This window comes from Thiomonas sp. OC7, assembly GCF_900634595.1.
GTDB classification, from domain to species: Bacteria; Pseudomonadota; Gammaproteobacteria; order Burkholderiales; family Burkholderiaceae_C; genus Thiomonas; species Thiomonas arsenitoxydans.
Genome location: NZ_LR131953.1, coordinates 2210246 through 2232944, shown reverse-complemented (window position 1 = coordinate 2232944; position 22699 = coordinate 2210246). Strand labels below are relative to the sequence as shown.

The window sequence follows — 22699 nt, the reverse complement described above, 5'->3', positions numbered from 1 at the left end:
GAGCAAGATGAAACGACCCCCTCGCTCGCTTCGCTCGCTGCCCCCCACGGGGGGTGTCAGCTCCTTCGGAACGGCCGTGCGGAGCTGACATGGCCACTACGCAAGAAATTGAAGAAAGCGCGGCCGGCGCTTTGCCGAGTCCGGCACCCGCCAAAGGCACGCCGACGCACATGACGCCCTTGACCGGCAGCGCGCTGGTGCTGGGCACCATCGCCCTGTCGCTGGCGACCTTTATGAACGTGCTCGACACCTCGATCGCCAACGTGTCGATTCCCGCCATCGCGGGCGACCTGGGGGTGAGTTCGTCGCAAGGCACCTGGGTCATCACCTCGTTCGGCGTGGCCAACGCCATCGCCGTGCCGCTCACCGGCTTTCTCACCCAACGCTTTGGCGCGGTCAAGGTATTTCTCATCAGCATTCTGCTGTTCACCCTGTTCTCGTTTTTGTGCGGACAGGCACCGAGCATCGAAATTCTCATCCTGTTCCGCGTGCTGCAGGGCGCCAGCGCCGGACCGATGATTCCGCTCTCACAAACCCTGCTGCTCTCCAGCTACAAACCCGCGCGTGCCGGCATGGCCATCGCCATGTGGTCGATGACCACGCTGATCGCCCCCATCATGGGGCCGCTGCTCGGCGGCTGGATCACCGACAACATCTCCTGGCCGTGGATTTTCTATATCAACGTGCCCGTGGGTCTGCTGGCCGCGACGGTCACTGCGTCGATCTACCTGCGACGCGAAACGCCCATCCGCAAGCTGCCGATCGACTGGACCGGGCTGGGGCTGTTGGTCATCTGGGTGGGCTCGCTGCAGATCATGCTCGACAAGGGGCAGGAACTCGACTGGTTTTCCAGCCCGGTCATCATCGCGCTGGCCGCCGCGGCCGTGGTGGGTTTCGTGCTGTTCCTGATCTGGGAAATCTACGACGAGCATCCGGTAGTCGACCTGACCCTGTTCAAGATTCCGACCTTCACCATCGGCACCATCCTGCTGGCGCTGGCCTACGGCATGTTCTTCGGCAGCCTGGTGCTGCTGCCGCTGTGGCTGCAGGAGTTCATCGGCTACACCGCCACCGACGCGGGCGAGGTGCTGGCCTGGGTGGGCTTGTTCGCGCTGATTCTCTCGCCCATTATCGGGCGCTATCTGCCCGTGCTCGATTCGCGCTGGGTCACCACGTTTTCCTTCCTGGTGTTCGCCATCGTGTTCTATATGCGCTCGCAGTTCACCACGGGCGACAGCTATTGGGAATACTCCATCCCCACGGTGATTCAGGGCATCGCGACGGCGACTTTCTTCATCCCGCTGCTGGGCATCATCCTCGGCGGATTGCCGTCACACCGCATCGCGGCGGCGTCGGGGCTATCGAACTTCGCGCGCATCACCGCAGGTTCGTTCGGCACCTCGATCTACACCACCTTGTGGACCGACCGCGCCGATCTGCACCATGAACAACTGGTCACGCACATCTACGCGGGCAGTCCGGTGGTCGAGCCCGTACTGCACGGCATGCAATCTCAGGGCTTCAGTTATGAGCAGGCTTTGGGTGTGATCAACCGCCTGATCGACCAACAGGCGTACACCCTCGCTGTGGACGACATGTTCCGCCTCAGCGCCTGGCTGTTTGTCGCCATGATCGCGCTGGTCTGGTTCATCAAACCCTCCAAGAGCAGCGCCGGCGGTGAGGCCGCAGCAGGCGCGCACTAAAAACATCTTTTCTCAAGAACCCCAAAGAGGTCTGCGATGCAAAACCCAACTTCTCAAAATTCCCATCGGCCCAAGCAAGGGGCGAAGCGGCCCGGGCTCACCACGGCGGCGCTGCGCCGCGCGGCCCTCGCCGCCGCCCTGCTGTTCACCACGGGGCTGGGGTCGGCGCAGGCCACCGAGCTTTCCGCGCTCTGGGGTATCGACAAGGGCCACAGCTACAGCAATGCAACGCTGGCCCTTCAATCCGGCCCGCTGTGGCAACACGATTTCGCGCATAGCCGCCTCGACGTGGTGCTCGAAGCCTCGTTGGGACAAGTGAGCAGCTCGGAAGGCCCCGGCAGCCGTCACCTCACCCACCTCGGGCTCACGCCCTTTGCGCGCTGGTGGTTTGCGCCGCAGACGGCCATGGAATTCGGCATCGGCGCCAACCTGTTTTCGGGCACGACCCTCGGTGCCAAGCGAATCTCCACCGCCTACCAGTTCGGCGATTCCATCGGCCTGCTGCATCGCTTCGCGGGCACGCCTTGGACGCTGGGCGCGCGCCTCACCCATTACTCCAACGCCGACATCAAGCGCCCCAACCCGGGGCAGGACTATGTGCAACTGCGGGTGGGCTACAGCTTCAACTGAACCTCACGCGGGTCGGCGAAGGGCTGCGGCACAATGCGGGCACCATGCTCGACAACCCGCCCGAACCCACCCGCATCATCGCCATCCGTCATGGTGAAACCGACTGGAACGCCGCTTCGCGCATCCAGGGTCATACCGATATTGCGCTGAACGCGCGCGGGCTGGAGCAGGCCCGGCTGGCCGCCCGCGCCTTGGCCGAGGAGCCCTTGGCCGCCGTGTACGCCAGCGATCTGCAACGGGCCTGGCAGACGGCGGAAGCGATTGCCGCGCCGCACGGCCTGAGCGTCATACGCGACCCCGGCCTGCGCGAGCGCTGCTTCGGCGCGTTCGAGGGCTACAGCTTTGCCGCGCTGGAGCCGCTGCACCCCGAACTGTGCGCCCGCTGGCGTCACCGCGATCCGGCCTTCGCCGCCCCCGGCGGAGAAACCCTGCGCGACTTCGCCGACCGCGCCCAGACTGCCTTGCGGCGCATTGCCGCGCGCCATCCCGGCCAGCTCATCGTCGTCGCCGTGCATGGCGGCGTGCTCGACGCCTTCTACCGCGCCGCCACCGGGCAGGAACTGCAGGCGCCGCGCAGCTTCGAACTGCGCAATGCCGCGCTCAACCGCCTGCTCTACGCCCAGGGCCAGCTCACCCTGGTGGGTTGGGGCGATACTGCGCATCTCGATCGCAGCCTGAATGAAGGCGTGCAATAGTGGCAGCTTCACCGTTTTTTCTGCGCTGAATCCATCATGAAAAGGGTCACGAGTCGTTAGACTGCAGCTTTTGCTCCCTTTCGCTCTACCACGCCATGGCTGCTGCTCGTACCCACCTGTTTTCATCTCTCTTGGGGCTCACCCTTGCACTGAGCAGCCTTTCGGCCCAGGCCGGGCTGGGCCGTCCGTTGTCAGAAGCGGCCCAGGACGGTAATCCGGTGAGTCAGGTGCAACGTGTCGCGGCGCAGGCGACGTCTGGCCCGACTGCAACCCGCAATGCGTCGGCCGTTCAATCGCAAACCGTGCAAACGCCGCAGGGCGTGACGGTCACGGAATATGCCAACGCGGCGGGCACGGTGTTCGCCATCACCTGGAAAGGGTCGTTCAAGCCCAATCTGCAACAACTGCTCGGCAGCTATTTCGCCCCCTACGTCCACGCTGCCCAGACGCAAACGCAGCAGCTCAATGTCTCGCAGGTGGCGGGCAGCGACATCGTCGTGCACAGCGCGGGCCGCATGCGCGGCTTTCTTGGCGTGGCTTGGGTGCCCTCGCTGGTTCCTGCCGGCTTCGACCCCGCCAGCCTTCAGCCCTGAGGCTGCGCCGCCATGTTGACCGGACTGCGCTTCTGGCGCCTTAGCCGCCGCTGGATGCGTCTGGCCGCCCCCGCTGCGCTGGCTGGCCTGCTATTGACCGGCTGCGGAGGCGGCGGCAGCAGCGCGCCACCATCGCCCCAACCTGTCACCCTGAGCAGCCCCGCAACGGGCAGCAATGTGGCGGCGGTCAGCATTCGCCAGCTCCAGAGCGCCCCCAGCATCACGGCGAACACGCCCTATGTCGATGTGAAGGTCTGCGATGCCAGCGGCAACTGCCAGACCATTCCAGACGTGATGGTGGATACCGGCTCGGCGGGGCTGCGGCTTTTTGCCAACAAGGTCGCACTCAATCTCCCTGGCATTGCCTCGGGCGGCGGCACGCTGGCCGCCTGCGCCCAGTTCGCCTCGGGCTATGCCTGGGGCAGCATGCACCTGGCCACGGTGCAGATCGGCGGCGAGGTCACGACCACGGCCATCCCCGTTCAGTTCATGAACGACCCCACCCTACCCGCCGCGCCTTCGACCTGCGCCGCACAGGGCATCGACTTCGCCACCCGCTTCGCCCCGGTGGCCAACGGCATTCTGGGCATCAGCAATTTCATTCACGACTGCGGCGCAGGCTGCACTGCGGCCACACCAGCCACCGACCGCCCTGCGATGTATTACCGCTGCGCGAACGGCGCTTGCAGCCAGACCAGCGCCGAACTTTCGCAACAGGGCACCAACCCCATTTCCGCGTTTGCCGTGGACAATAACGGCAGCATCCTGAACCTGCCCGCCGTGGCGCCCGGTGGCGCTGCCAGCGCGACCGGCACGCTGGTGTTCGGCATCGGCACGCAATCCAACAACGAGCTGCCCGCGGGCGCCGAAATTTTCCCCATCGGGCAGGACGCTTACATCGACGGTCGCATCGATGGCGTGATGGGCCGCGGCTTCATCGACAGCGGCTCCAACGGCTACTTTCTCGACCTCGACCCCAGCGTCACCCGCTGCACACCCAACGCCGCATTCAGCTGGTACTGCCCCAGCAGCCCGGTTGCGCTCACCGTTCAGCTCAGCGGCGCCTCCAGCGCGCAGACCCTGGTCATCGGCAATGCGCAGACCATGTTCGACCAACAGTTCACCGCCCTGCCCGCTCTGGGCGGCACCGCCGCCATCGCCCAGTTCGCCGATCTCGGCCTGCCCTTTTTCTACGGTCGTCCCATCGCCACCGGGTTGGAGGACAGCAGCAACGCCAACGCGCCCTACGGCTACTGGGCGTTCTGAACCCGATGGACACTGTCATCTGAGCTGCGGTTCAATGCTTCGGCGATGACCCCCGACTTGTATTTGACCTAGCCCCGAGGCCGCAACCATGCCGCAAACAAGCCGATCCGCCTTTTTCCGCGCAGCATCTGTCATCGCCGCTTTGAGCACAGCGCTGTTGCTCGCGGCTTGCGGAGGAGGCGGTGGAAATACGACATCCAGCGCGACGCCTAGCCCGACGCCCAGCACGCCGTCCGATACGGCGCCCCCCAGCAATGTTTCGATGGCCTACAACGAAGTCGCCGTCAGCATTCGCCAACTCGGCAGCAACACCACCACGCTCACGGCGAACACGCCTTACGTCACCGTCACGGTCTGCGCGCCAGGCGGCAGTCCTTGCCAGTCCATCCCGGACGTGCTGGTGGACACCGGCTCGCAGGGGCTGCGGCTGTTTTCCGCTGCACTCAACAGCACTCAGCTGAGTGCGCTACCCCAAATCACCAACGGCAGCTCCACCTTGGCGGCCTGCGCGCAGTTCGCCTCGGGCTATGCCTGGGGCAGCATGCGGCGGGCCATCGTGCAGATCGGGGGTGAGGCCACCACGACCGCGATCCCGATCCAGATCATGGATGACGCCGCGCTGCCCGCCGCGCCCAGCAATTGCAGCGGCACGGGCGGGGTCGATTTCGCCAGCAATTTTTACGGCATCGCCAACGGCATTCTGGGTGTGAGCAATTTGAAGTACGACTGCGGCAGCGCCTGCGCGCAAAGCGCCAAACCGGGGGTGTATTTCGCCTGCACCGGCAGCACCTGCACGGGGACGACAGTGGACACTTCGCTGCAAGGCATCAACCCCATCGCGGCATTCGCCACGGACAACAACGGCAGCATCCTCGCCCTGCCCGGCGTGCCGCTGCCCCTTGGCGCGCCCAGCGCAAACGGAACGCTGATTTTCGGCATCAATACGCAGGCCAACAACACGCTGAGCGGCGCGCAGCTTTATCCGCTCGACAGTGCGGGCAATCTGTCTCTGACCCTGAACGGAACGGCGATGTCGGGCTTTGTCGACAGCGGCTCCAACGGTTATTACCTGGCGCTCAGCGGCGTGCCGACCTGCTCGCAGACCTCAAGCTTTTACTGCCCTTCGCAGGCGTTCAGCTTGGCGGCCAGTCTGCAGTTGGCTGACCGCTCCTATGGGCCGGCGCAGAACATCGTGATCGGCAATGCGCAAGAGATGTTCCAGACGCAAAACGCCGCCCTGCCCGCGTTGGGCGGAACGGCGGCCATTCCGGGTTTCGTGGATCTGGGGCTGCCGTTTTTCTACGGCCGTTCAATCGCCACGGGCCTGGAAGGCACCAACGCCAGCGCGCCGAACGGCTATCTGGCGTATTGATCTCGCCGGACCTCAGCCGCCGAACAGATCGCCGCCCGGGCGCTGCGGCGCGGCCAGGCCGAGATGGGCGTAGGTCGCCGCAGTGGCGATGCGCCCGCGCGGGGTGCGTTGCAAATAGCCCTGCTGGATGAGGTAGGGTTCGATCACGTCTTCGATGGTGTCGCGCTCTTCACCAATGGCCGCGGCCAGATTGTCCAGCCCCACCGGCCCGCCGTCGAAACGGTGCACCACCGCTTCGAGCAGCTTGCGATCCATCACGTCGAAACCCAGCGAATCGACGTCGAGCATGCGCAGTGCGGCATCGGCCACTTCGGCGCTGATTCTCCCGGCGGCTTTCATGTCAGCATAGTCACGCACCCGGCGCAGCAGGCGGTTGGCGATGCGCGGCGTGCCGCGGGCGCGGCGGGCAATCTCGACCGCGCCGTCCGGGTCGATGACCGCACCGAGCAACTTGGCAGAGCGCAGCACGATGCGAGTCAGTTCCTCGGCGGTATAAAACTCCAGCCGGGCGACGATGCCGAAACGGTCGCGCAAGGGGTTGGTCAACATGCCCGCGCGCGTGGTGGCGCCGACCAGGGTGAAGGGCTGCAGGTCGATTTTCACACTGCGCGCGCCCGGCCCTTCGCCGATCAGAATGTCGATCTGATAATCCTCCAGCGCCGGATACAGAATCTCCTCGACCACCGGCGAGAGGCGGTGAATCTCGTCGATGAACAGCACGTCGTTGCGCTCCAGATTGGTCAGTAACGCGGCCAGATCGCCCGCGCGTTCGAGCACCGGGCCGGAGGTCGAACGCAGGTTGACGCCCATTTCCCGCGCCACGATGTGCGCCAGCGTGGTCTTGCCCAGACCCGGCGGGCCGAACAGCAGCACGTGGTCGAGGGCTTCTTCGCGCTTGCGCGCCGCGCCGATGAAAATGTCGAGCTGCTCGCGCACCCGCGCCTGGCCGACATAGTCGTCGAGCTGCTGCGGGCGCAGCGCACGCTCGGCCACGGCCTCCTGCGGCGACACGGCCGCAGCATCGATCACCCGCGCGGGGCTGGCAGCAAAGGCATCAGGTTGTATGGGCACGGCAGGCGGCGCGAAGAACTGGAAATCCGCACAGCATAGATCAACCGCGCAGCAGCGCTTCTTCCGCCACGGCCAGCGCATCAGGCAGGCCGGAAAGCACCACGGTATCGCCCTCTTGCAGCAGCAGGGTGGGAGCGGGTTTGAGCACCTGACCGTTGCTGCGCCGCACCTGCGTGACGCGCGCGCCCTCGCGGCTGACCGCACGCAGCATCTGCCCCACCGCGGCGGCTTCGGCGGTAAGGGTGATCGATTGCAGACGCGGCTGATCGGCGTCTTCCAGCGAGGCATCGTCGCTGCCGTGGAACCAGTCGCGCAGCAGGCCGTAGCGCTGCGCACGCGCATGCCGCACCCGTTTGAGCACGCGCGGCAGCGGCACGCCCACCAGAGCCAGAGTGTGAGAGGCCAGCATCAGCGAGCCTTCGAGAATTTCGGGCACCACCTCGGCAGCGCCAGCCTGGCGCAACTCTTCCAGCGGGCCATCGTCCATGGTGCGCACCACCACCGGCACATGCGGCGCATGCTCGCGCATGAGATGCAAGATGCGCAGCGCCGAATGCGTCTCGACATAGGTGATGACCAGCGCACTCGCCCGCTGCAAGCCGGCCGCCTGCAGCGTGGCCAGCCGGGTGGAGTCGCCGTACACCACGTTCTGCCCGGCGGCCTTGGTCTGCGCCACCCGGTCGGGATCGAGGTCGAGCGCAAGGTGCGCAATGTGCTCGGTATCGAGCAGACGCGCCAGATTCTGCCCGCAGCGGCCGAAGCCGCAGATGATGACGTGGTTCTGCGCCTTGATGGAACTACGCGCGATATTGGTGAGCTGCAGCGAGGCAAGCATCCAGTCCGCCGATGACACCTTCAGCACGATGCGGTCGATGTACTGCCCCAGCAGAGGGGTGTAGAGCATGGAAATGACCATGGCCGCCAACACCGGATTGAGCACCTCGGGCGGAATGAGCTTGTTGCCCGACGCGATATTGAGCAGCACGATACCGAATTCACCCGCCGGCGCCAGCCACAGCGCCACCCGCAGGCTCAGCCCCGGCGGCGTTTTTCGCAGACGCTCGATGCCGAACACCAGCGCCGCCTTGACCAGCGGCGGTAGCACGGCCAGCAGCAGCACCAGCCACCACTGCGCCAGCACCAGCCGCCAGTCGAGCAGCATGCCGATGGTGATGAAAAACAGCCCGAGCAGCACGTCGCGGAAGGGGCGAATATCCGCCTCCACCTGCGCCTTGTAGGGCGTTTCGGCAATGAGCATGCCGGCCAGAAATGCGCCCAGCGCCAGCGACAGCCCGGCCAGCTCGGTGATCCAGGCCAGCCCCAAGGTGAGCAGCAGCAGATTGAGCATGAACAGCTCATCGGACTTGCGCTTGACCACGATGCGCAGCCAAGGCTGCAGCAAGCGCCCGCCTGCCAGCAAAATGACCGCCAGCACCAGCACCGCCTTGATGGCAGCAAACAGCAGCAGCCGCGGCAGATCGGCGCTGTGCGAAGCCAGCGCTGGAATCAGGATCAGCAGGGGCACCACCGCCAGATCCTGAAACAGCAGCACACCGATGATGTGGCGACCATGCTCCGAGTCGAGTTCAATTTTTTCCGCCAGCAGCTTGACCACGATGGCCGTGGACGACATGGCGAACGCGCCGCCGATGGCAATGCCCGCCGCAATCGCTTGCGACCAGAACTTTGGCATGAACCCGGCAAACGCCAAACTGGCCAACAGCGCCACCGCCAGGGTCGAGAGCATTTGCGCCGCGCCCAGCCCGAACACCAGCGACCGCATGGCCTTGAGCTGGCCCAGGCTGAATTCCAGGCCAATGGAAAACATCAAGAACACCACGCCGAATTCAGCCAGATGCTGCAACCCGGCGGTGTCTCCAGCCAGCGCCAGGGTGTTGGGGCCGATGACCACGCCTACTGCCAGATAGCCGAGCATGGGCGGCATGGACATGGCGCGAAACACAGCCACACCGATCACTGCGGCAACGAGGTAAAGCAGGGTGAGTTCGAGGCCGGTCATCGTGGAGAAAAAGGGCTGGCGAAAATTTTGTATCTACCCGGCGCAGCATAAGTCATGCCCAAGTTCCCAGGTAGTGTCTCAGTTTGAATTTGGCCGCACTTGACGCTGGAGCACAGCCTGCTAGGCTTGAAAGCATCATGAAGACACGTACAGGAAAGAAGCTCGACCTTAACCAGCTTGCCAAGCGCATCGTTGATGAAGCTACTGGCGCGATCGAAAAAGCCGTCGATTCGCCAAAGACTTTGGCTGGTCGGGCTGGTGGGAAAAAGGGCGGGAGAGCTAGAGCCGCATCACTGACGGCAGAACAGCGCGTGGAGATTGCCACTGTTGCAGCCCAAGCCAGGTGGAAGAAGACTTAGGCTGCCTGCACTTCTTCGTCATCTGTCGGCGCGTTCCGCTTCAACATCACGTCGAACTCAAAGTCCAGTGGGATCTGAATCTGCTCATCGTTTGGATGCATTCGGTTCCAACGGAGAGCGTCATCTGACAATGAGACGGCATCTCCAACCATCTGTTCCCGGCGCTGCATAAGGCCCTTGTGCGCAATCGGTCTAGGTGCGTCATCAAGCGTATGCCACAGGGTCATCTGATCCTTGCCGCTCCATGTTGTGACGGCGAAATTCACGCGAAACGGCCTGCCCGTCACCTCATCCTTGCCTGTTTCTTCACGCGCGGCTGCTGAGAACAATTCAGCCAAAAGCGCCACCGGCGTCTTTGGCGTTGGCGGTTTCATGCCAAGCTGAATCGCGAACTCTGCGACATCATGCATATCACAGGATTGCTTGCCTGTTTCTTGACGATATAGGCGAATGATTGCCTGCCGTTGTTGAGCTTTTGTCTGCACTTTCAGATTCCTTCACATGCCAACCGGAGCTACATCACCCCAACCATCAACAGCGGCCCCCGGCGCAACCACCGATCTAATTTTCACCAAGTGATCTCTGAATCTGTCATAGCGGCCAGTGCGGTGCTGAAGTTGTCCAGCAACGAGCCCAGGATGAACCCTCAGAGCAGCAGCCAAGCTAAGAATGTCGCGCTCCGAGAAGACAGGGGCCTTGCGCGCGATAAATGCATCCATCATCTTTTTTGGTATGCAGAACTCAGCCGCAGCGCTGTTGGCTACACGCTCGTCTTCTGGAACATCAGCCCCAGTGCCAGCTTTTTCGCCCTCTAGCGCTGCATCAATGGCGATTTGATGTTTGCCATGCCCCTGGGCGACGTGCTCAAGCTCATGCCGAAGGACAAACCAGAAATTGTCTATGCGGTCATGCCTGAATGACATGCCAATTACTGGTGCCGCGTCATCCAGCCAGAAGCAGACGCCATCAATTTTTGCTCCGGGAAGCGACTCAACAATCACAAACCTAATGCCCGCCTCAGCCAAGATGCGAGGCACCTTCCTTGCCTCTTCCGCTGACAGCACCAGCAGCTTCAATTGCTCAATAGCTCTACGAACGCCAAACGGCGAATAAGGTCTAACGATCATTTCACTGGCAATTTGCCTGACCCTGTACAGCCATGCCAGCTGAACGGGAGTGGTCTCTTCTGACACGGCTGTTTTCTTCGCGGCATGAGGCAAAACCTCAATTTCATTGACGGAAGCAACACCAAAAAAACTTGTGAGAGCAGCCTCTACTTTGGGCATATCCCGCACGTCTTCTACGTTCAGCCACCCTCTCTTGATCATCTCTGAGACGGGAAGACCGCCGAACAATTGCGCGCGTGTCGCCCGCCCAGGGTTGGGCCGACTGACAAGTCGGGCGCGGGCTAGGTCATAGTCTTTTTGAAGCACCAAAAATTGCTCCGCAGGAACGCTGAAGACTTCTTCAAACGTGATCGCAATCTCAGCGGTTATGGCCTGTTTGCCGGAGATTAGCTTGTTCAATGTGGACTCACTCATGTCGAGCACGGTGGACAGCACGCGCTGCGTCCACCCGCGCTCAGATAGCAACGCTTCAATCAACTGGCCCGGGGTCTTGTACATCTCGTTCATGGTGAAATCATTGTATAGCGAAATTTCGCTTTTTCGCAAACTGAACGAAATGCTTGACTTTAACCAAGGTATGCGTAAAATTCAAACTGAACGAAATGCATAGGTAAAGCATGAACCGCATCCCCATCGAAAAGCGCGCCCAGATCATCAACCTGCTGGTTGAGGGCATGTCGATGCGTGCGGTGTCTCGTGTGGCGGATGTGTCGATCAACACCGTGACCAAGCTCTTGGAAGACGTGGGTGCGGCCTGCAATGACTTCCAATCGCGTACCCTTAACAAGCTGCCTTGCAAGCGCGTTGAGTGCGATGAAATCTGGGCCTTCTGCTACGCCAAGGAAAAGAACGTAGCCCCCGAAGACAAGGGTGTTTTTGGCTATGGCGATGTCTACACATGGACGGCCCTGTGCGCCGATACCAAGTTGATTGCATCCTTCATGGTAGGCAAGCGCGATGCGGACTACGCCCACGACTTCATGAACGACCTGGCCGGGCGCTTGGCTAACCGCGTGCAACTGACCACGGACGGCCACAAGCCTTACCTACAAGCCGTTGAAGACGCCTTTGGCGCTGCAATCGACTATGCAATGCTGGTCAAGCATTACGGGGCTGGCTCTATGACCGATCAGCGCCGATACAGCCCGTCAGAGTTCATCAGCGCCGAGGTCCGCCCCATTGTTGGTGATCCCGACAAGGCAAAAGTATCAACCAGCTACGTAGAGCGCCAGAACCTGACCATGCGCATGAGCATGCGTCGATTCACCCGCCTGACCAATGGCTTCAGCAAGAAGATCGAGAACCTTGAGCACGCAGTGTCGCTGCACTTCATGCACTACAACTTTGCCCGTATTCACAAGTCTCTTCGCGTGACGCCAGCCATGGCGGCAGGCATCAGCGATCATGTCTGGACTATCGAAGAAATCTGCGACTTGGCACCGGAGCCAGAAGCCAAGAAACGCGGCCCCTACAAGAAGAAAGTTGATTGATTTTCAAACTGAGACACTACCAGTTCCCAACGTGGATCACACGTCGAGCCAGAAACCAATTACAATAAGCGCCGTAGTAACGCAAAAGTAGGTCGTTTTGAAGAAGATCGTCGAAACCCAATCCGTCTGCCCTGCAGCGGTTTGCGGCCTGATTGAATTCCCCAAGTGATTTCTGGCGTGTTTCTGCACTGCGCTGGCATGTTGCTGCGCAGCTCATTCACTTTTTAGGAACTCAAAAATGGCTATGCAAACTGGCGCCGTCAAATGGTTTAACGAAAGCAAGGGCTTTGGCTTTATCGCCCAGGACGGCGGCGATGCCGATCTGTTCGTGCATTTCAGCGAAATTCAAGGCAATGGCTTCAAGACCCTGGCTGAAAACCAGCGCGTGCAATTCGAAGTCAAGCAAGGCCCCAAGGGCCTGCAGGCTTCGAACGTGACGCCGCTGTGATCATGATCTGATCCCGCAAGGGCTCAAACAAAAAACCGCAGCCTTGGCTGCGGTTTTTTTATTCCCGATGCGGGACAATGCACACAACAAGGAGCGTCATCATGCCCAAAGGTCAGCAACGGACGAACAAGGAAGTCAAAAAACCCAAGGCGGACAAATCTCCGCCCAAACCAATTTCGCCAGATGCGGTGCGGCCGGAAATCGTCACCTTCGTGCCGGATCGTCACAAGAAAAAATGAGCGCCACGCCCGGTTGGGCGTTCTCTTTTCAGGGCGCGGGCTTGAGGCTCAGAATCCACTTCGCCAGATCGAGCGCCTGATGCGGGTTCAGGTAGCCGTCCGGGGCGTAAGCGGGCATCGGAATCACGCCCCATGTGCCTTGATGGCCGTTGAGAATCGCGTCTTGCAGAATGGCCGCGGCGTTCGGGTTGTGAGCGTAACGTTGCGCCACTGCGGTGTAAGCCGGACCGACCTTCTTGTGGTTGATGGCGTGGCACGAAAAACAGCCCTGCGACTCGGCCAGTTTTTGCATATCGGAAGCGGAGGCGGCCCACGCGACGTCAACCGCTCCCCAGGCGAGCGCGCCGCCGATGACGATTCGACGCAGCCCAATCACTTGAATTGCTGCCCCATGGTGGCGCCCTTGGAGAGCTGGGTGAGATAGGCCACGAGGTCGATCATTTCCGGGCTGTTATACGCCGGGGGCTTGCCGACGATGCCAGCGCGCACGCAATGCACAATCTGCCGCTCCAGGGTGTAGACCGCGTGCTTCTTGGCCTTGAATTTCGGATAGTTGGCCGCTGCGCCGATCAGACTGGGCAGATGGGCGCCCGCCGGGGTCGTGCCCTCGGTTTTGCCGCCGTCCGTGTGGCAGGCGGCGCAGGTCATGAGATGGCTGCTGAAGGCGTTGGTCGGCACCCAGGTCTGCTTGGTGCCGAAGGTGTCGTTGGCGAAAATTTGCGCGCCTTGCGCTGCGGCCTCGTCGATCGATGAGACTTTGGCCGTGGCGGTGAACTTGCCCGCCGGTGCGGTCGCGGCAAAGGCCGAGCCTGCTGACAGCGCCAAGGCGGTCATGCAGAGTGCGGGAATGAGCGATTTTGATGAACGCTTCAGTTGGAACATCGTTGTCTCCTCGCGCGGTTGCGCAGTTGCGTTTTTTGATTGTGCTGCGACTGCAAGCCGGTAGCGGTGAGAAGATGTGACAAGGTGCTTGCAGAGGTGTGCGCGGTGTCATCCAAACCCAGAACATGCGCTGCTAATCTTTGCGCATTCCGGCCATCAGCGAGCGCCCGTGCCCCTTCCCGAACATCCTCATGAGAAAACGCCGGGCAGCCCCCAGTTTTCTTGCCCACCTGGCGGCTTGCAAGCCGCTCGGGAGGCGGCCGCTGCAAAGCGGTGGCCTGGGGGCGCTCTCTGGCATGCCCGCGAAGCGACTGACGCGCTGGCTGCCTTGCAAAGCGATGCGCAGCGCGGCCTGAGCGCGGACGAAGCCAGGCGGCGCCTGCGCGAGCAGGGCCCCAATAGCCTGCCCGCCCCGCCCCGGCGTGGCCCTTTGCTCCGCTTCGCGCTGCAATTTCACAATCCGCTGATTTATGTGTTGCTCGCCGCAGGTTGGGTCACTTTGCTGCTGCGCGACTATGTGGACACCGCGGTCATCTTGGGAGTGGTGCTGATCAACGCCGTGATCGGCTTTGTGCAGGAGGGAAAGGCTGAACAAGCGCTGGCCGCGGTGCGCGCCATGCTCGCCAGCCGGGCCACCGTGCTGCGCGACGGGGTGTATGCCGAGTGCGACGCGGCCGAGCTGGTGCCCGGTGACCTGGTATTGCTGGAATCCGGCGCCCGGGTTCCAGCCGACTTGCGCTTGCTGCAGGTCAAAAACCTGCGCATCGGCGAATCTGCGCTGACGGGCGAATCCGTGGCCACCGAGAAGGACACCGCCGCAGTAGACCAGGCAACGCCCGTGGCGGAACGCCGCTGCATGGCCTACGCCGGAACCGTAGTGCGATACGGCCAGGGGCGGGGTGTGGTGGTGGAAACCGGGCGCACGACGGAAATCGGCCGCATCGGCGACATGGTGCGCGAGGCCGCCGTGCTGGAAACCCCGCTGACGCGCCGCCTCGACCGCTTCTCGCGCCAGATCACCTGGGTGATTCTGCTGTTGAGCGCCCTGACCTTCGCCTTTGGGGTTGCCGTGCGGCACATGCCCATGTTCGACGTGTTTCTCGCCGTGGTCGGGCTCGCGGTTGCGGCGATTCCCGAGGGCCTGCCGGCCATCGTCACCATCGTGCTGGCGATCGGCACGCGCAATATGGCGCGTCAGCGCGCCGTGCTGCGTCGCCTTCCCGCCGTCGAAACCCTGGGCTCGGTCACCGTGATCTGCACCGACAAAACCGGCACGCTCACCCGCAACGAAATGACCGCGGTGCGGGTCATGCTGACGGGATGCGAACTCGCCGTCAGCGGCGCGGGCTACGCGCCGATTGGCGTGTTCACTTCCGCGGGCAAGCCGATCCATCCGGCGCAGCATGACCCGCTGCAGGCGCTTGCCACCTGCGCCTTGCTGTGCAACGACGCGCAATTGCAGCAAGATGCGCAGCAGCAATGGCAACTCGTCGGCGATCCCACCGAGGGCGCGCTGCTGGCGCTGGCCTACAAAGCCGGTCTCGACGGGGCGGCGCTGCGCGCGCAGTTTCCGCGGGTCGATGCCATCCCCTTCGAATCCGAACTGCGCTACATGGCCACGCTGCATCGCGACCCCCAGGGCAAGGCGTTCATTCTGCTCAAGGGCGCGCCGGAACAGGTACTGGCCTTGTGCACGCTGGAAGCGAATGGCGCGCCGGTGGTGCAGTCCGACTGGCTCGCGGCCATCGAGCGGGCAGCGCAATCGGGCTTGCGCGTGCTGGCGCTGGCACGCTGCGAAGCCGCCTCAGATATGGCGCAACTCACCGTCGCCGACATCACGCCGCGGTTCACCCTGCTGGGCCTGGCGGGCCTGATCGATCCGCCGCGCGATGAGGCCGTTGCCGCAGTGGCCGAGTGCCAGCGGGCCGGACTGCGGGTGAAAATGATCACCGGCGACCACGCCGCAACCGCCGCAGCCATCGGTGCGCAGATCGGGCTGAATGCCACGTTGCCGCTCGACGGCGCACGCATCGACCCACTCGATGAGGCCGCCTTGCGCCGCGCCTTGCTCCAGACCGACGTCATCGCCCGCGCCAGCCCGGAACACAAACTCCGGCTGGTGCGCGCGCTGCAGGCCGACGGCGAACTCGTCGCCATGACCGGCGACGGCGTGAACGACGCCCCGGCGCTCAAGGCCGCCGACATCGGCGTGGCGATGGGGCGGCGAGGCACAGACGCCGCGCGCGAGGCCGCCGATCTGGTGCTCACCGATGACAACTTCGCCACCATCGTCCGCGCCGTGCGCGAAGGCCGCGCGGTATTCGACAACATCAAGAAGTCGCTGCTATTCATCCTGCCGACGAATATCGGCGAGGCTGGCGTGATTTTGTTCGCCCTGCTGGCGGGTCTGGCCCTGCCGGTCACCGCCAGCCAGATCCTGTGGGTGAACATGGTCTCCGCGGTCACGCTGTCGCTGGCGCTGGCCTTCGAGCCGCCCGAAATCGACGTCATGCAGCGGCCGCCGCGCTCACCCGCCGAGCCGCTGATCACCCGCTCCATGCTGGTGCGCATCGGGTTCGTCAGCCTGCTGATGGGCGCAACAACCTTCGGTATTTTCGAATGGGAACTGGCGCGCGGCAGCAGCCTTGAGCTTGCACGCACCGCAGCGGTCAATATGCTGGCCTTCGCCGAACTGGCCTATCTGTTTCAGGTGCGCAGCTACACCGCCTCGGCGCTGCATCGCACCCTGTTGCACGGCAATCCGGTGGCGCTGGCGGTGGCCATTCTGCTGGTGCTGCTGCAGCTGGCGTTCACCTACGCGCCGCCGCTGCAGTCACTGCTCGGCGGCGCGGCGCTGCCGCCGTCGTCGTGGGCAATGATCCTGGGGCTGAGCCTGGCGGTGTTTTCCGCCATCGAGATCGAAAAGGGGCTGTGGCGGCGAATGGGCCTGCAGCGCATGTGACGGCGCATCCGTGGCGGGGGCCGACCCCGCCGCAGCAAACCGCATTCTCGACGGCGGCGCGAGAGAGTTCACAGCCGCTGCATCACCGCGCCGAAGTCGGCGGCCTTGGCGTTGTACAGGCTGGAGGTCACGAGCACGTCCACGCCGCTGGCGGCAAACGCCGCGGCGTTGTCGGGGCGGATGCCGCCAGCGGCGTTGATGGTCAGCCGCGGCTGCAGCGCGCGCAGTTGCGGCACGAGCGCGGTCAGTTGCTCGGGCGACATTTTGTCGAGCTGCACGCCGTCCGCCCCGGCGCGGGCGGCGACCAGCGCGTCGTCGGCGCTTTCGGCCTCGATGAGCACGAATTTCTCCGGGCTGTGCGCCTTGGCGCGCGCCACCAGTTGCGCCGCATCCAGATCAGGCAGAAAGGCGCGGTGCTGGGCGAACACCAAAATGGTTTCCGACAGCCCGGCGCGGTGCACCATGCCGCCGCCGCACAGCACGGCGTAGTGCTGCAGCTTGCGCGCTCCGGGATGCGCCTTGCGCGTGCCCGCCACCTGAATGCGCGGATTGCCCGCGCGCGCGGCATCGACCATCTGCCGCGTGGCGCTGGCGATGCCGCCCAGATATTCGAGCAGGTTCATGCCCTGTTTCCAGGCCATGTGCAGCGCGTGCGCGTTGCCGTGCAGCCGCAGCACCGCCTGCCCCGGCGCAGTAGCGTCGCCATCGGCCGCGAGCGGCTCGGGGCGCAAACCCAGCGATTGCGCCAGGCGCAGCAGCGGCGCCAGGCCCGCGAGCACGCCGGGCTGGCGTGCGCAGTAGGTGAGGCTGCCGGGCACGTCGGGCAGCGCCAGCGCCCGCGTGGTTTCGTCGTGCAGCGGCAGGTCTTCGAGAATGAGCTGATCGATATCAGCCTGGGTGAAGTACATCATGTTTGGCAAGCTCCTTGTTTTGCAGCAGACGCACGGCAACGAACAGCACCAGGCTGAACCCGCCCAGCAAGGCGCTGAGCCAGGCCGCCTGGGCGTAGTCGCCCGTGGTCACGGTGTTGAAAATCGCCAGCGACAGGGTTTCGGTGCGGCCGAGGATGTTGCCGCCGAGCATGAGCGATATCCCCACCTCGCCCATGCCGCGCGCCAGCGCCAGCAGCAGCCCGCCGAGCAAGGCGGGCAAGGCAATCGGCAGGTGCATGGTGAGGTACACATTGACCGGCTCGCGCCCCAGGGTGAGCGCCACCTCGTGCCACACGCGGGGGTGCGTCTGCAGCGCGGTCTGCAGGGTCTTGACCGCCAGCGGCAGCCCGGCGACGAACGCCGCCAGCAGCAGCCCCGGAAAGGTGAACACGAAATCCACGCCGACGAGCTGCAGCGCGCGCCCGAGCAGGCTCTCGCGCCCCAGCAGCCACAGCAGGGCAAAGCCGATGACCACCGGCGGAAACACCAGCGGGATGGTGATCAGCGCGTCCAACCAAGCCGGTCGGCGCAGACCGAACTGCAGCGCGTAACCCAACAGCACAGCGGCCGCGGCGTAAGCGGGCAGCGCCAGCAGGGCGATTTGCACACTCAGCCACAGCGCTTTGACCGCATCCGGGGTGAGGACGGGCATGCGGCAAGGCTCACAGCCCGGCGCGGCGCAAAATCTCCTGCGCATGCACGCCTTGCAGGAACTGCGCAAAGCGGGCGCGGCTGGCCGCGGTTTCGGGCTGCGCCGTCTCCGCGGGGAATGCGGCGACGATGTCGATCGGCGCATAGCTATCCGCCCCCGGCTGGAGTTCGAGGTAGCCGCCGAGCTGCCCCTTGACCGCCAGCACCTCGGTAAGGTTGAGAAAACCGGCGTCGATCTGCCCCGAGGTGAGGTAGGCGCTGACCTGCGGCACGGTCTGCACGATTTTGAGCTTGTCCTGCAGCGGCGCCCACAGGCCCTTGGCCTTGAGCCATTGCTCGGCGGCTCGGCCGTAAATCGCTTGCTGCGGGTTGGGCAGGGTGATGGACTGCATCTCGGGCAGGTCGCGCACCGGGTCGGTGATCGGGTCGGGGCTGCGCCGGCCCAGCAGCTTGCGCCGCCACGCCAGCACCAGCTTGCCCTGACCGAGGGTTTGGCGCTGCGGCAGGCTCAGGTCTTTGGCGTGGTCGATGAAGTCGGCGTCGCCGATCAGCACGTCCACCCGCCCGCTGGCGCGCGCCTGCGCGAAGATTTGCTGCAGATTGCCGTAGCTGCGCTCGACCGGGATCCCGGTTTCACGGGTGAAGTCGGCGCACAGCGCCTCGACCGGACGCTTGTAACCGGCGCCAGCCATGAGCAGCAGCCCGGCGGGATCGGCAGCCAGTGCGCGCGCCGCGGGCAGCAGCGCCATCAAACCGCCGAGAGCGAGGCGGCGACGGGTGAGCAAAACGGTTTGCATGACAAACTTTCCTTGTGGTGTTCAGGTGGAACGACGGTGGCGAAACACTTTCCACGCCGAGACCGCCAGAATCAGCGCCAGCAGCAGGCCGAGGCCGTCGGTGGGCACGACGCCCAGCAGCAGCCCGCCCAGCAACGCACCGAGCAAGGAGCCTGCGGCCATGCTCAACAGCAGCGCGCGATGGGTGCGCAGCACGGCGAACGCCGCGCTTTCGCGGTAGCGGGCAAATCCCACGATCATGGTCGGCAGCGACACCAGCAGCGACAGGCTGCCCGCGAGCTTGAGGTCCAGCCCCCACAGCAGCACGATGGTCGGAATCAGCAGCTCGCCCCCGGCCACGCCCATCACCGCGGCGAATAGGCCGATCACTAGCCCGGCGGCGATGCCCAGCGCTGCATGCCCCCAGGGCGACAGAATCTGTGCGAGATTGGGCAAGGCGCGCAGGCCGAACACCTGCTCGGCCGCCATGGTGCAGGCCAGCAGAATGAGCAGCACCAGCAGCACGCCATCGAGCGTCTTGTGCGGCAAGCGCATCGCCCAGCCCGCGGCCCACCAGGCACCGAGCAGACTGCCCGCCAACAGGTTGAGCACCACGGGCCAATGCGGCAGCAAAACCGCCAGCGGCACGGCGTGCAGCCGGGCGACGATCGCCACGCCCACCACCAGCAGCGACAACGCCTTGTTGGCGATCACCGCCTGCAGCGTCGCCAGACAGAACAGCCCGACCAGCACCGGCAGACGAAACTCCGCCCCGCCCAGACCGACCAGGCCGCCGAGCAGCCCGATGGCCAGCGCGGTGAAAAAGCCACGGACGGCACAGGCCGTATCGCAGGCCGTGGGGCAGGGGGCGGTGACCGACGAAGACGCGTTCATGTCATCGCTCCACCGAGGCGGCCTTGATGAGAGCGATCACAGCCTCGTCTTCGGCGAGACGCAGCGCATCGCGGGCGCGCATGGTGATTTCGCTCCACAGCCCCTGGCCGTCGGCCAGACACAGCCGCACCAGACTATGCCCAGGGCGGCTTGCGGCGAAGCCGCAAATGCGCGCGGGCAGGTGGTTGAGCATGCTGATGTCGGTGGGCACGCTGCGCGCCAGCGTCACGTCGCGAGCGTAGATGCGTAGCCGCACCCGCCCCGGCTCGGCGGCGGCAGGAAAGGTCAGCAGGCTGCCGTCGATGCGCAGTTGCGCCAGACCTTCGGCCAGCGGCGTGGCCTCACCTTCGAGCACCGCCACCGGGCCGAGCCGGTCGAACAAGGGCGAGTCGGCGCGCATCAGCGCCTCGGTCAGCGGCTCGATGCGCAGGATGCGCCCGTCCTGCATGAACACCACGCGTTGCGCCAGACGCTCGATTTCTTCCGGCGCGTGGCTGACCAGCACCATGGGCAAGCGCTGCGTGCGAGCGATCTGGCCGATGAGTTCGAGCAATTCGTCCTTGGCTTTCCAGTCGAGCGCGGCCAAGGGCTCGTCGAGCAGCAGCAGCCGCGGGCGCGACAGCAAGGCGCGGGCGATTGCCACTCGCTGCTTCTCACCGCCCGATAGCGCGGCGATGCGGCGGTCGAGCAGATGAGCGATGCCGACTTCGGTGGCGACCTGGTCGATCGCCGCAGGCGCCTCGCCTTTCGGCGCGCGGCTTGCCGCAAACTGCAGATTGCCGCGCACGGAAAGATGCGGGAACAGCGCCGCGTCCTGGAATACATAGCCCACGTCGCGCTGCGGCGCCGGGGTCTGCCGCCGCCCGTCCAGCCAAAGCGCCTCGCCGACGCGCAGCGTGCCGCTGGCGCGCGGGATCAGCCCGGCGATAGCGCGCAGCAGGGTGCTTTTGCCACAGCCGGAGCGGCCGAACAAGGCGGTGATGCCGTCGAGCGGCCAGGAAAAATCACCCGTCTGCAGGCTGAAGGCACCTAGCCGCGCCTGCACATTGCCGCTGACCGCTGCGGTAGACCCGCGCCCCGACATCAGCCGTGCTCCTTGTTGCCGTGGCGGTACAGGCCATAGACGATGGTCAGCACGATGACGGCAAACACCAGCATCAGCGCCGAGAGCATGTGCGCCTGGGCGTACTCCATCGCCTCGACATGGTTGTAGATGTCGATCGACACCACGCGCGTCTTGCCCGGAATATTGCCTCCCACCATGAGCACCACGCCGAACTCACCCACGGTGTGCGCAAAGGTCAGGGTGAGCGCGACGATCAGCCCGCCGCGCGACAGCGGCAGCACCACGTTGAAAAACCGGTCCCACCAACCGGCGCGCAGGGTGGCGGCGGCGTCGAGCAGGTTGCGCGGCAAGCTCTCGAACGCGCGCAGCAGCGGTTGCACCATGAAGGGCAACGAATACACCACCGAGCCGATGATCAGGCCGATTTTGTTGAAGGTGAGCTGGCCTTCATAGCCGAGGCTGTGCAGGGTTTGCGTCACCCAGCCCTGCGGATTGAGAAAGACCAATAGATAAAACCCCAAGACCACCGGCGGCAGCACCAGCGGCAAGGCCACCACCGCCTCGACCACGGCGCGCAGCGGCGAGCGCCAGTTCGCCAGCCACCAGGCCAGCGCCATGCCGGGAACCAGCAGGATGGCAGTGGCGATGCTGGCGACCTGCAACGTCAGCCACAGCGGGCCGAGATCGAGCAGATGGCCGAACAGGGTCATCGTGCGCCGCCCGTCAGCGCGGGATGGTGTAACCGTATTTCTCGATCACCGTGCGCGCTTCAGGCCCACGCAAAAAGTCGAGATAGGCCTTGGCCACGGCCTTGTTTTCACCGGGCTTGAGCAGGATGGCGCTTTGGTCGATGGGCGCGTAGTCCGCCTGCGGCACCACCCACCACTGCCCCTTGCCTGCGCCGATAGCCTGCGACAGCGCGACAAAGCCCGCCTGCGCATTGCCGGTGGCGACGAAGTCGAAGGTCTGGCCGATGTTCGACCCTTCGACGATCTTCGGTTTGAGCGCGTCATATACGCCCATTTTTTTCATCGCCTCGATCGCCGCTGTGCCGTAGGGCGCGGTCTTGGGGTTGGCGATGGATACATGCGCGAAATCGCCCTTGCGCAGGATTTGCTCGCCCTGTTCCTTTACCGGCAGCGTGGTGCTGTAGAGCACGAGCGTGCCACGCGCATAGACGAAATTGCTCGACGCCAAGGCCAGACCGTTTTTGGCTAGCGCGGGCGCGGTGGTGTCGTCAGCCGCCAGCAGGATGTCGAATGGCGCGCCGTTGCGAATCTGCGCGGCAAATTGCCCAGTGGCGCCGAAGGCGTACTTCACCTCGTCGCCGGTCTTGGCCTTGAACGCCGCGCCGATTTCCTCGGCGGGCTTTTTGAAGTTGGCCGCCACCGCCACGGTGAGGGTTTCGGCCTGCGCGCTTGCCGCCAGCGCGAAAGGCAACACGAGCGCGAGCCCAGCTCGGCGCAGGATTCGGACAAATCGGCTCATACGGATCTCCGTCAGATTTGGTTACAGGGGCATAA

General features: G+C 64.3%; 24 protein-coding genes. 11 read left to right on the top strand and 13 right to left on the bottom strand.

The features are described 5' to 3' along the window. Positions 1-89 precede the first annotated feature (89 nt). The 6 genes from BIO17B3_RS10660 (at position 90) to BIO17B3_RS10635 (ending at position 6259) form a co-directional block, all read left to right on the top strand. A complete protein-coding gene (locus tag BIO17B3_RS10660; RefSeq protein ID WP_156054035.1) occupies positions 90-1703 on the top strand; it encodes a DHA2 family efflux MFS transporter permease subunit in 1614 nt (537 codons plus the stop codon). Between the two features lie 36 nt (positions 1704-1739). Next, complete coding sequence (locus BIO17B3_RS10655) at positions 1740-2333, top strand: acyloxyacyl hydrolase (RefSeq protein WP_156054034.1); 594 nt, start codon at positions 1740-1742, stop codon at positions 2331-2333. A 44-nt stretch (positions 2334-2377) separates the two neighbouring features. Then, positions 2378-3028 (top strand): histidine phosphatase family protein, encoded by a 651-nt coding sequence (locus tag BIO17B3_RS10650; protein WP_156054033.1) that lies wholly within the window; start codon positions 2378-2380, stop codon positions 3026-3028. 95 nt (positions 3029-3123) lie between these two features. Further along, a complete protein-coding gene (locus BIO17B3_RS10645; protein WP_156054032.1) occupies positions 3124-3621 on the top strand; it encodes a DUF2844 domain-containing protein in 498 nt (165 codons plus the stop codon). 12 nt (positions 3622-3633) lie between these two features. Next, positions 3634-4887, top strand: a complete 1254-nt coding sequence (locus BIO17B3_RS10640) for a DUF3443 domain-containing protein (protein WP_156054031.1) — start codon at positions 3634-3636, stop codon at positions 4885-4887. Positions 4888-5149: 262 nt separating this feature from the next. Beyond that, positions 5150-6259 (top strand): DUF3443 domain-containing protein, encoded by a 1110-nt coding sequence (locus tag BIO17B3_RS10635; protein ID WP_232054260.1) that lies wholly within the window; start codon positions 5150-5152, stop codon positions 6257-6259. Between the two features lie 12 nt (positions 6260-6271). On the opposite strand, the gene ruvB is transcribed toward BIO17B3_RS10635, so the two are convergent. Both ruvB and BIO17B3_RS10625 read right to left on the bottom strand, forming a co-directional pair. Next, positions 6272-7330, bottom strand: a complete 1059-nt coding sequence (gene ruvB, locus BIO17B3_RS10630; protein WP_013122013.1) for a Holliday junction branch migration DNA helicase RuvB — start codon at positions 7328-7330, stop codon at positions 6272-6274. Positions 7331-7370: 40 nt separating this feature from the next. Next, positions 7371-9350, bottom strand: a complete 1980-nt coding sequence (locus BIO17B3_RS10625; protein WP_156054030.1) for a monovalent cation:proton antiporter family protein — start codon at positions 9348-9350, stop codon at positions 7371-7373. A gap of 137 nt (positions 9351-9487) precedes the next feature. Between BIO17B3_RS10625 and BIO17B3_RS10620 the strand changes: the two genes are divergently transcribed. Continuing rightward, entirely contained in the window at positions 9488-9709 is a 222-nt protein-coding gene (locus tag BIO17B3_RS10620; protein WP_156054029.1) for a histone H1, read from the top strand. On the opposite strand, the gene BIO17B3_RS10615 is transcribed toward BIO17B3_RS10620, so the two are convergent. Next, entirely contained in the window at positions 9706-10194 is a 489-nt protein-coding gene (locus tag BIO17B3_RS10615) for a hypothetical protein (RefSeq protein ID WP_156054028.1), read from the bottom strand. The two genes, BIO17B3_RS10620 and BIO17B3_RS10615, sit on opposite strands and share 4 nt — an antisense overlap. Before the next feature lie 12 nt (positions 10195-10206). Next, positions 10207-11343, bottom strand: coding sequence for a HigA family addiction module antitoxin (locus tag BIO17B3_RS10610; RefSeq protein ID WP_156054027.1), 1137 nt, complete (start codon positions 11341-11343; stop codon positions 10207-10209). 110 nt (positions 11344-11453) lie between these two features. On the opposite strand from BIO17B3_RS10610, the gene BIO17B3_RS10605 reads away from it, so the two are divergent. The 3 genes from BIO17B3_RS10605 (at position 11454) to BIO17B3_RS10595 (ending at position 13013) form a co-directional block, all read left to right on the top strand. After that, positions 11454-12326, top strand: a complete 873-nt coding sequence (locus tag BIO17B3_RS10605) for a transposase (RefSeq protein WP_156054026.1) — start codon at positions 11454-11456, stop codon at positions 12324-12326. A gap of 244 nt (positions 12327-12570) precedes the next feature. After that, entirely contained in the window at positions 12571-12774 is a 204-nt protein-coding gene (locus BIO17B3_RS10600; RefSeq protein WP_041608319.1) for a cold-shock protein, read from the top strand. Positions 12775-12875: 101 nt separating this feature from the next. Continuing rightward, on the top strand, positions 12876-13013 hold the full coding sequence (locus tag BIO17B3_RS10595; protein ID WP_013122011.1) for a hypothetical protein: 138 nt from the start codon (positions 12876-12878) through the stop codon (positions 13011-13013). A gap of 28 nt (positions 13014-13041) precedes the next feature. Here BIO17B3_RS10595 and BIO17B3_RS10590 read toward each other — a convergent pair whose 3' ends face one another. Then, positions 13042-13389, bottom strand: a complete 348-nt coding sequence (locus BIO17B3_RS10590; protein ID WP_013122010.1) for a c-type cytochrome — start codon at positions 13387-13389, stop codon at positions 13042-13044. Then, complete coding sequence (locus tag BIO17B3_RS10585) at positions 13386-13895, bottom strand: c-type cytochrome (RefSeq protein WP_156054025.1); 510 nt, start codon at positions 13893-13895, stop codon at positions 13386-13388. The genes BIO17B3_RS10590 and BIO17B3_RS10585 overlap by 4 nt, the downstream gene beginning before the upstream one ends. 238 nt (positions 13896-14133) lie before the next feature. Here BIO17B3_RS10585 and BIO17B3_RS10580 point away from each other — a divergent pair, with 238 nt between their 5' ends. After that, entirely contained in the window at positions 14134-16857 is a 2724-nt protein-coding gene (locus BIO17B3_RS10580) for an HAD-IC family P-type ATPase (protein WP_156054024.1), read from the top strand. 68 nt (positions 16858-16925) lie between these two features. Here the strand turns inward: BIO17B3_RS10580 and modD are convergent, their stop codons facing one another. The 7 genes from modD to modA (BIO17B3_RS10545) are packed head-to-tail and all read right to left on the bottom strand — an operon-like array spanning position 16926 to position 22664. Further along, positions 16926-17768, bottom strand: coding sequence for a ModD protein (modD, locus tag BIO17B3_RS10575; protein WP_013122007.1), 843 nt, complete (start codon positions 17766-17768; stop codon positions 16926-16928). Beyond that, positions 17746-18441, bottom strand: a complete 696-nt coding sequence (locus tag BIO17B3_RS10570; protein ID WP_156054023.1) for a molybdenum ABC transporter permease — start codon at positions 18439-18441, stop codon at positions 17746-17748. The genes modD and BIO17B3_RS10570 overlap by 23 nt, the downstream gene beginning before the upstream one ends. Positions 18442-18451: 10 nt before the next feature. After that, positions 18452-19237, bottom strand: coding sequence for a molybdate ABC transporter substrate-binding protein (modA, locus tag BIO17B3_RS10565; protein WP_156054022.1), 786 nt, complete (start codon positions 19235-19237; stop codon positions 18452-18454). 21 nt (positions 19238-19258) lie between these two features. After that, positions 19259-20110, bottom strand: coding sequence for a sulfite exporter TauE/SafE family protein (locus BIO17B3_RS10560; protein WP_156054021.1), 852 nt, complete (start codon positions 20108-20110; stop codon positions 19259-19261). 1 nt (position 20111) lies between these two features. Continuing rightward, positions 20112-21194, bottom strand: a complete 1083-nt coding sequence (modC, locus tag BIO17B3_RS10555) for a molybdenum ABC transporter ATP-binding protein (RefSeq protein ID WP_156054020.1) — start codon at positions 21192-21194, stop codon at positions 20112-20114. After that, positions 21194-21886 (bottom strand): molybdate ABC transporter permease subunit, encoded by a 693-nt coding sequence (modB, locus tag BIO17B3_RS10550; RefSeq protein WP_156054019.1) that lies wholly within the window; start codon positions 21884-21886, stop codon positions 21194-21196. Before modB ends, modC begins: the two co-directional genes overlap by 1 nt. Positions 21887-21899: 13 nt before the next feature. Further along, positions 21900-22664 (bottom strand): molybdate ABC transporter substrate-binding protein, encoded by a 765-nt coding sequence (gene modA, locus BIO17B3_RS10545; protein WP_156054018.1) that lies wholly within the window; start codon positions 22662-22664, stop codon positions 21900-21902. Positions 22665-22699: the final 35 nt, after the last annotated feature.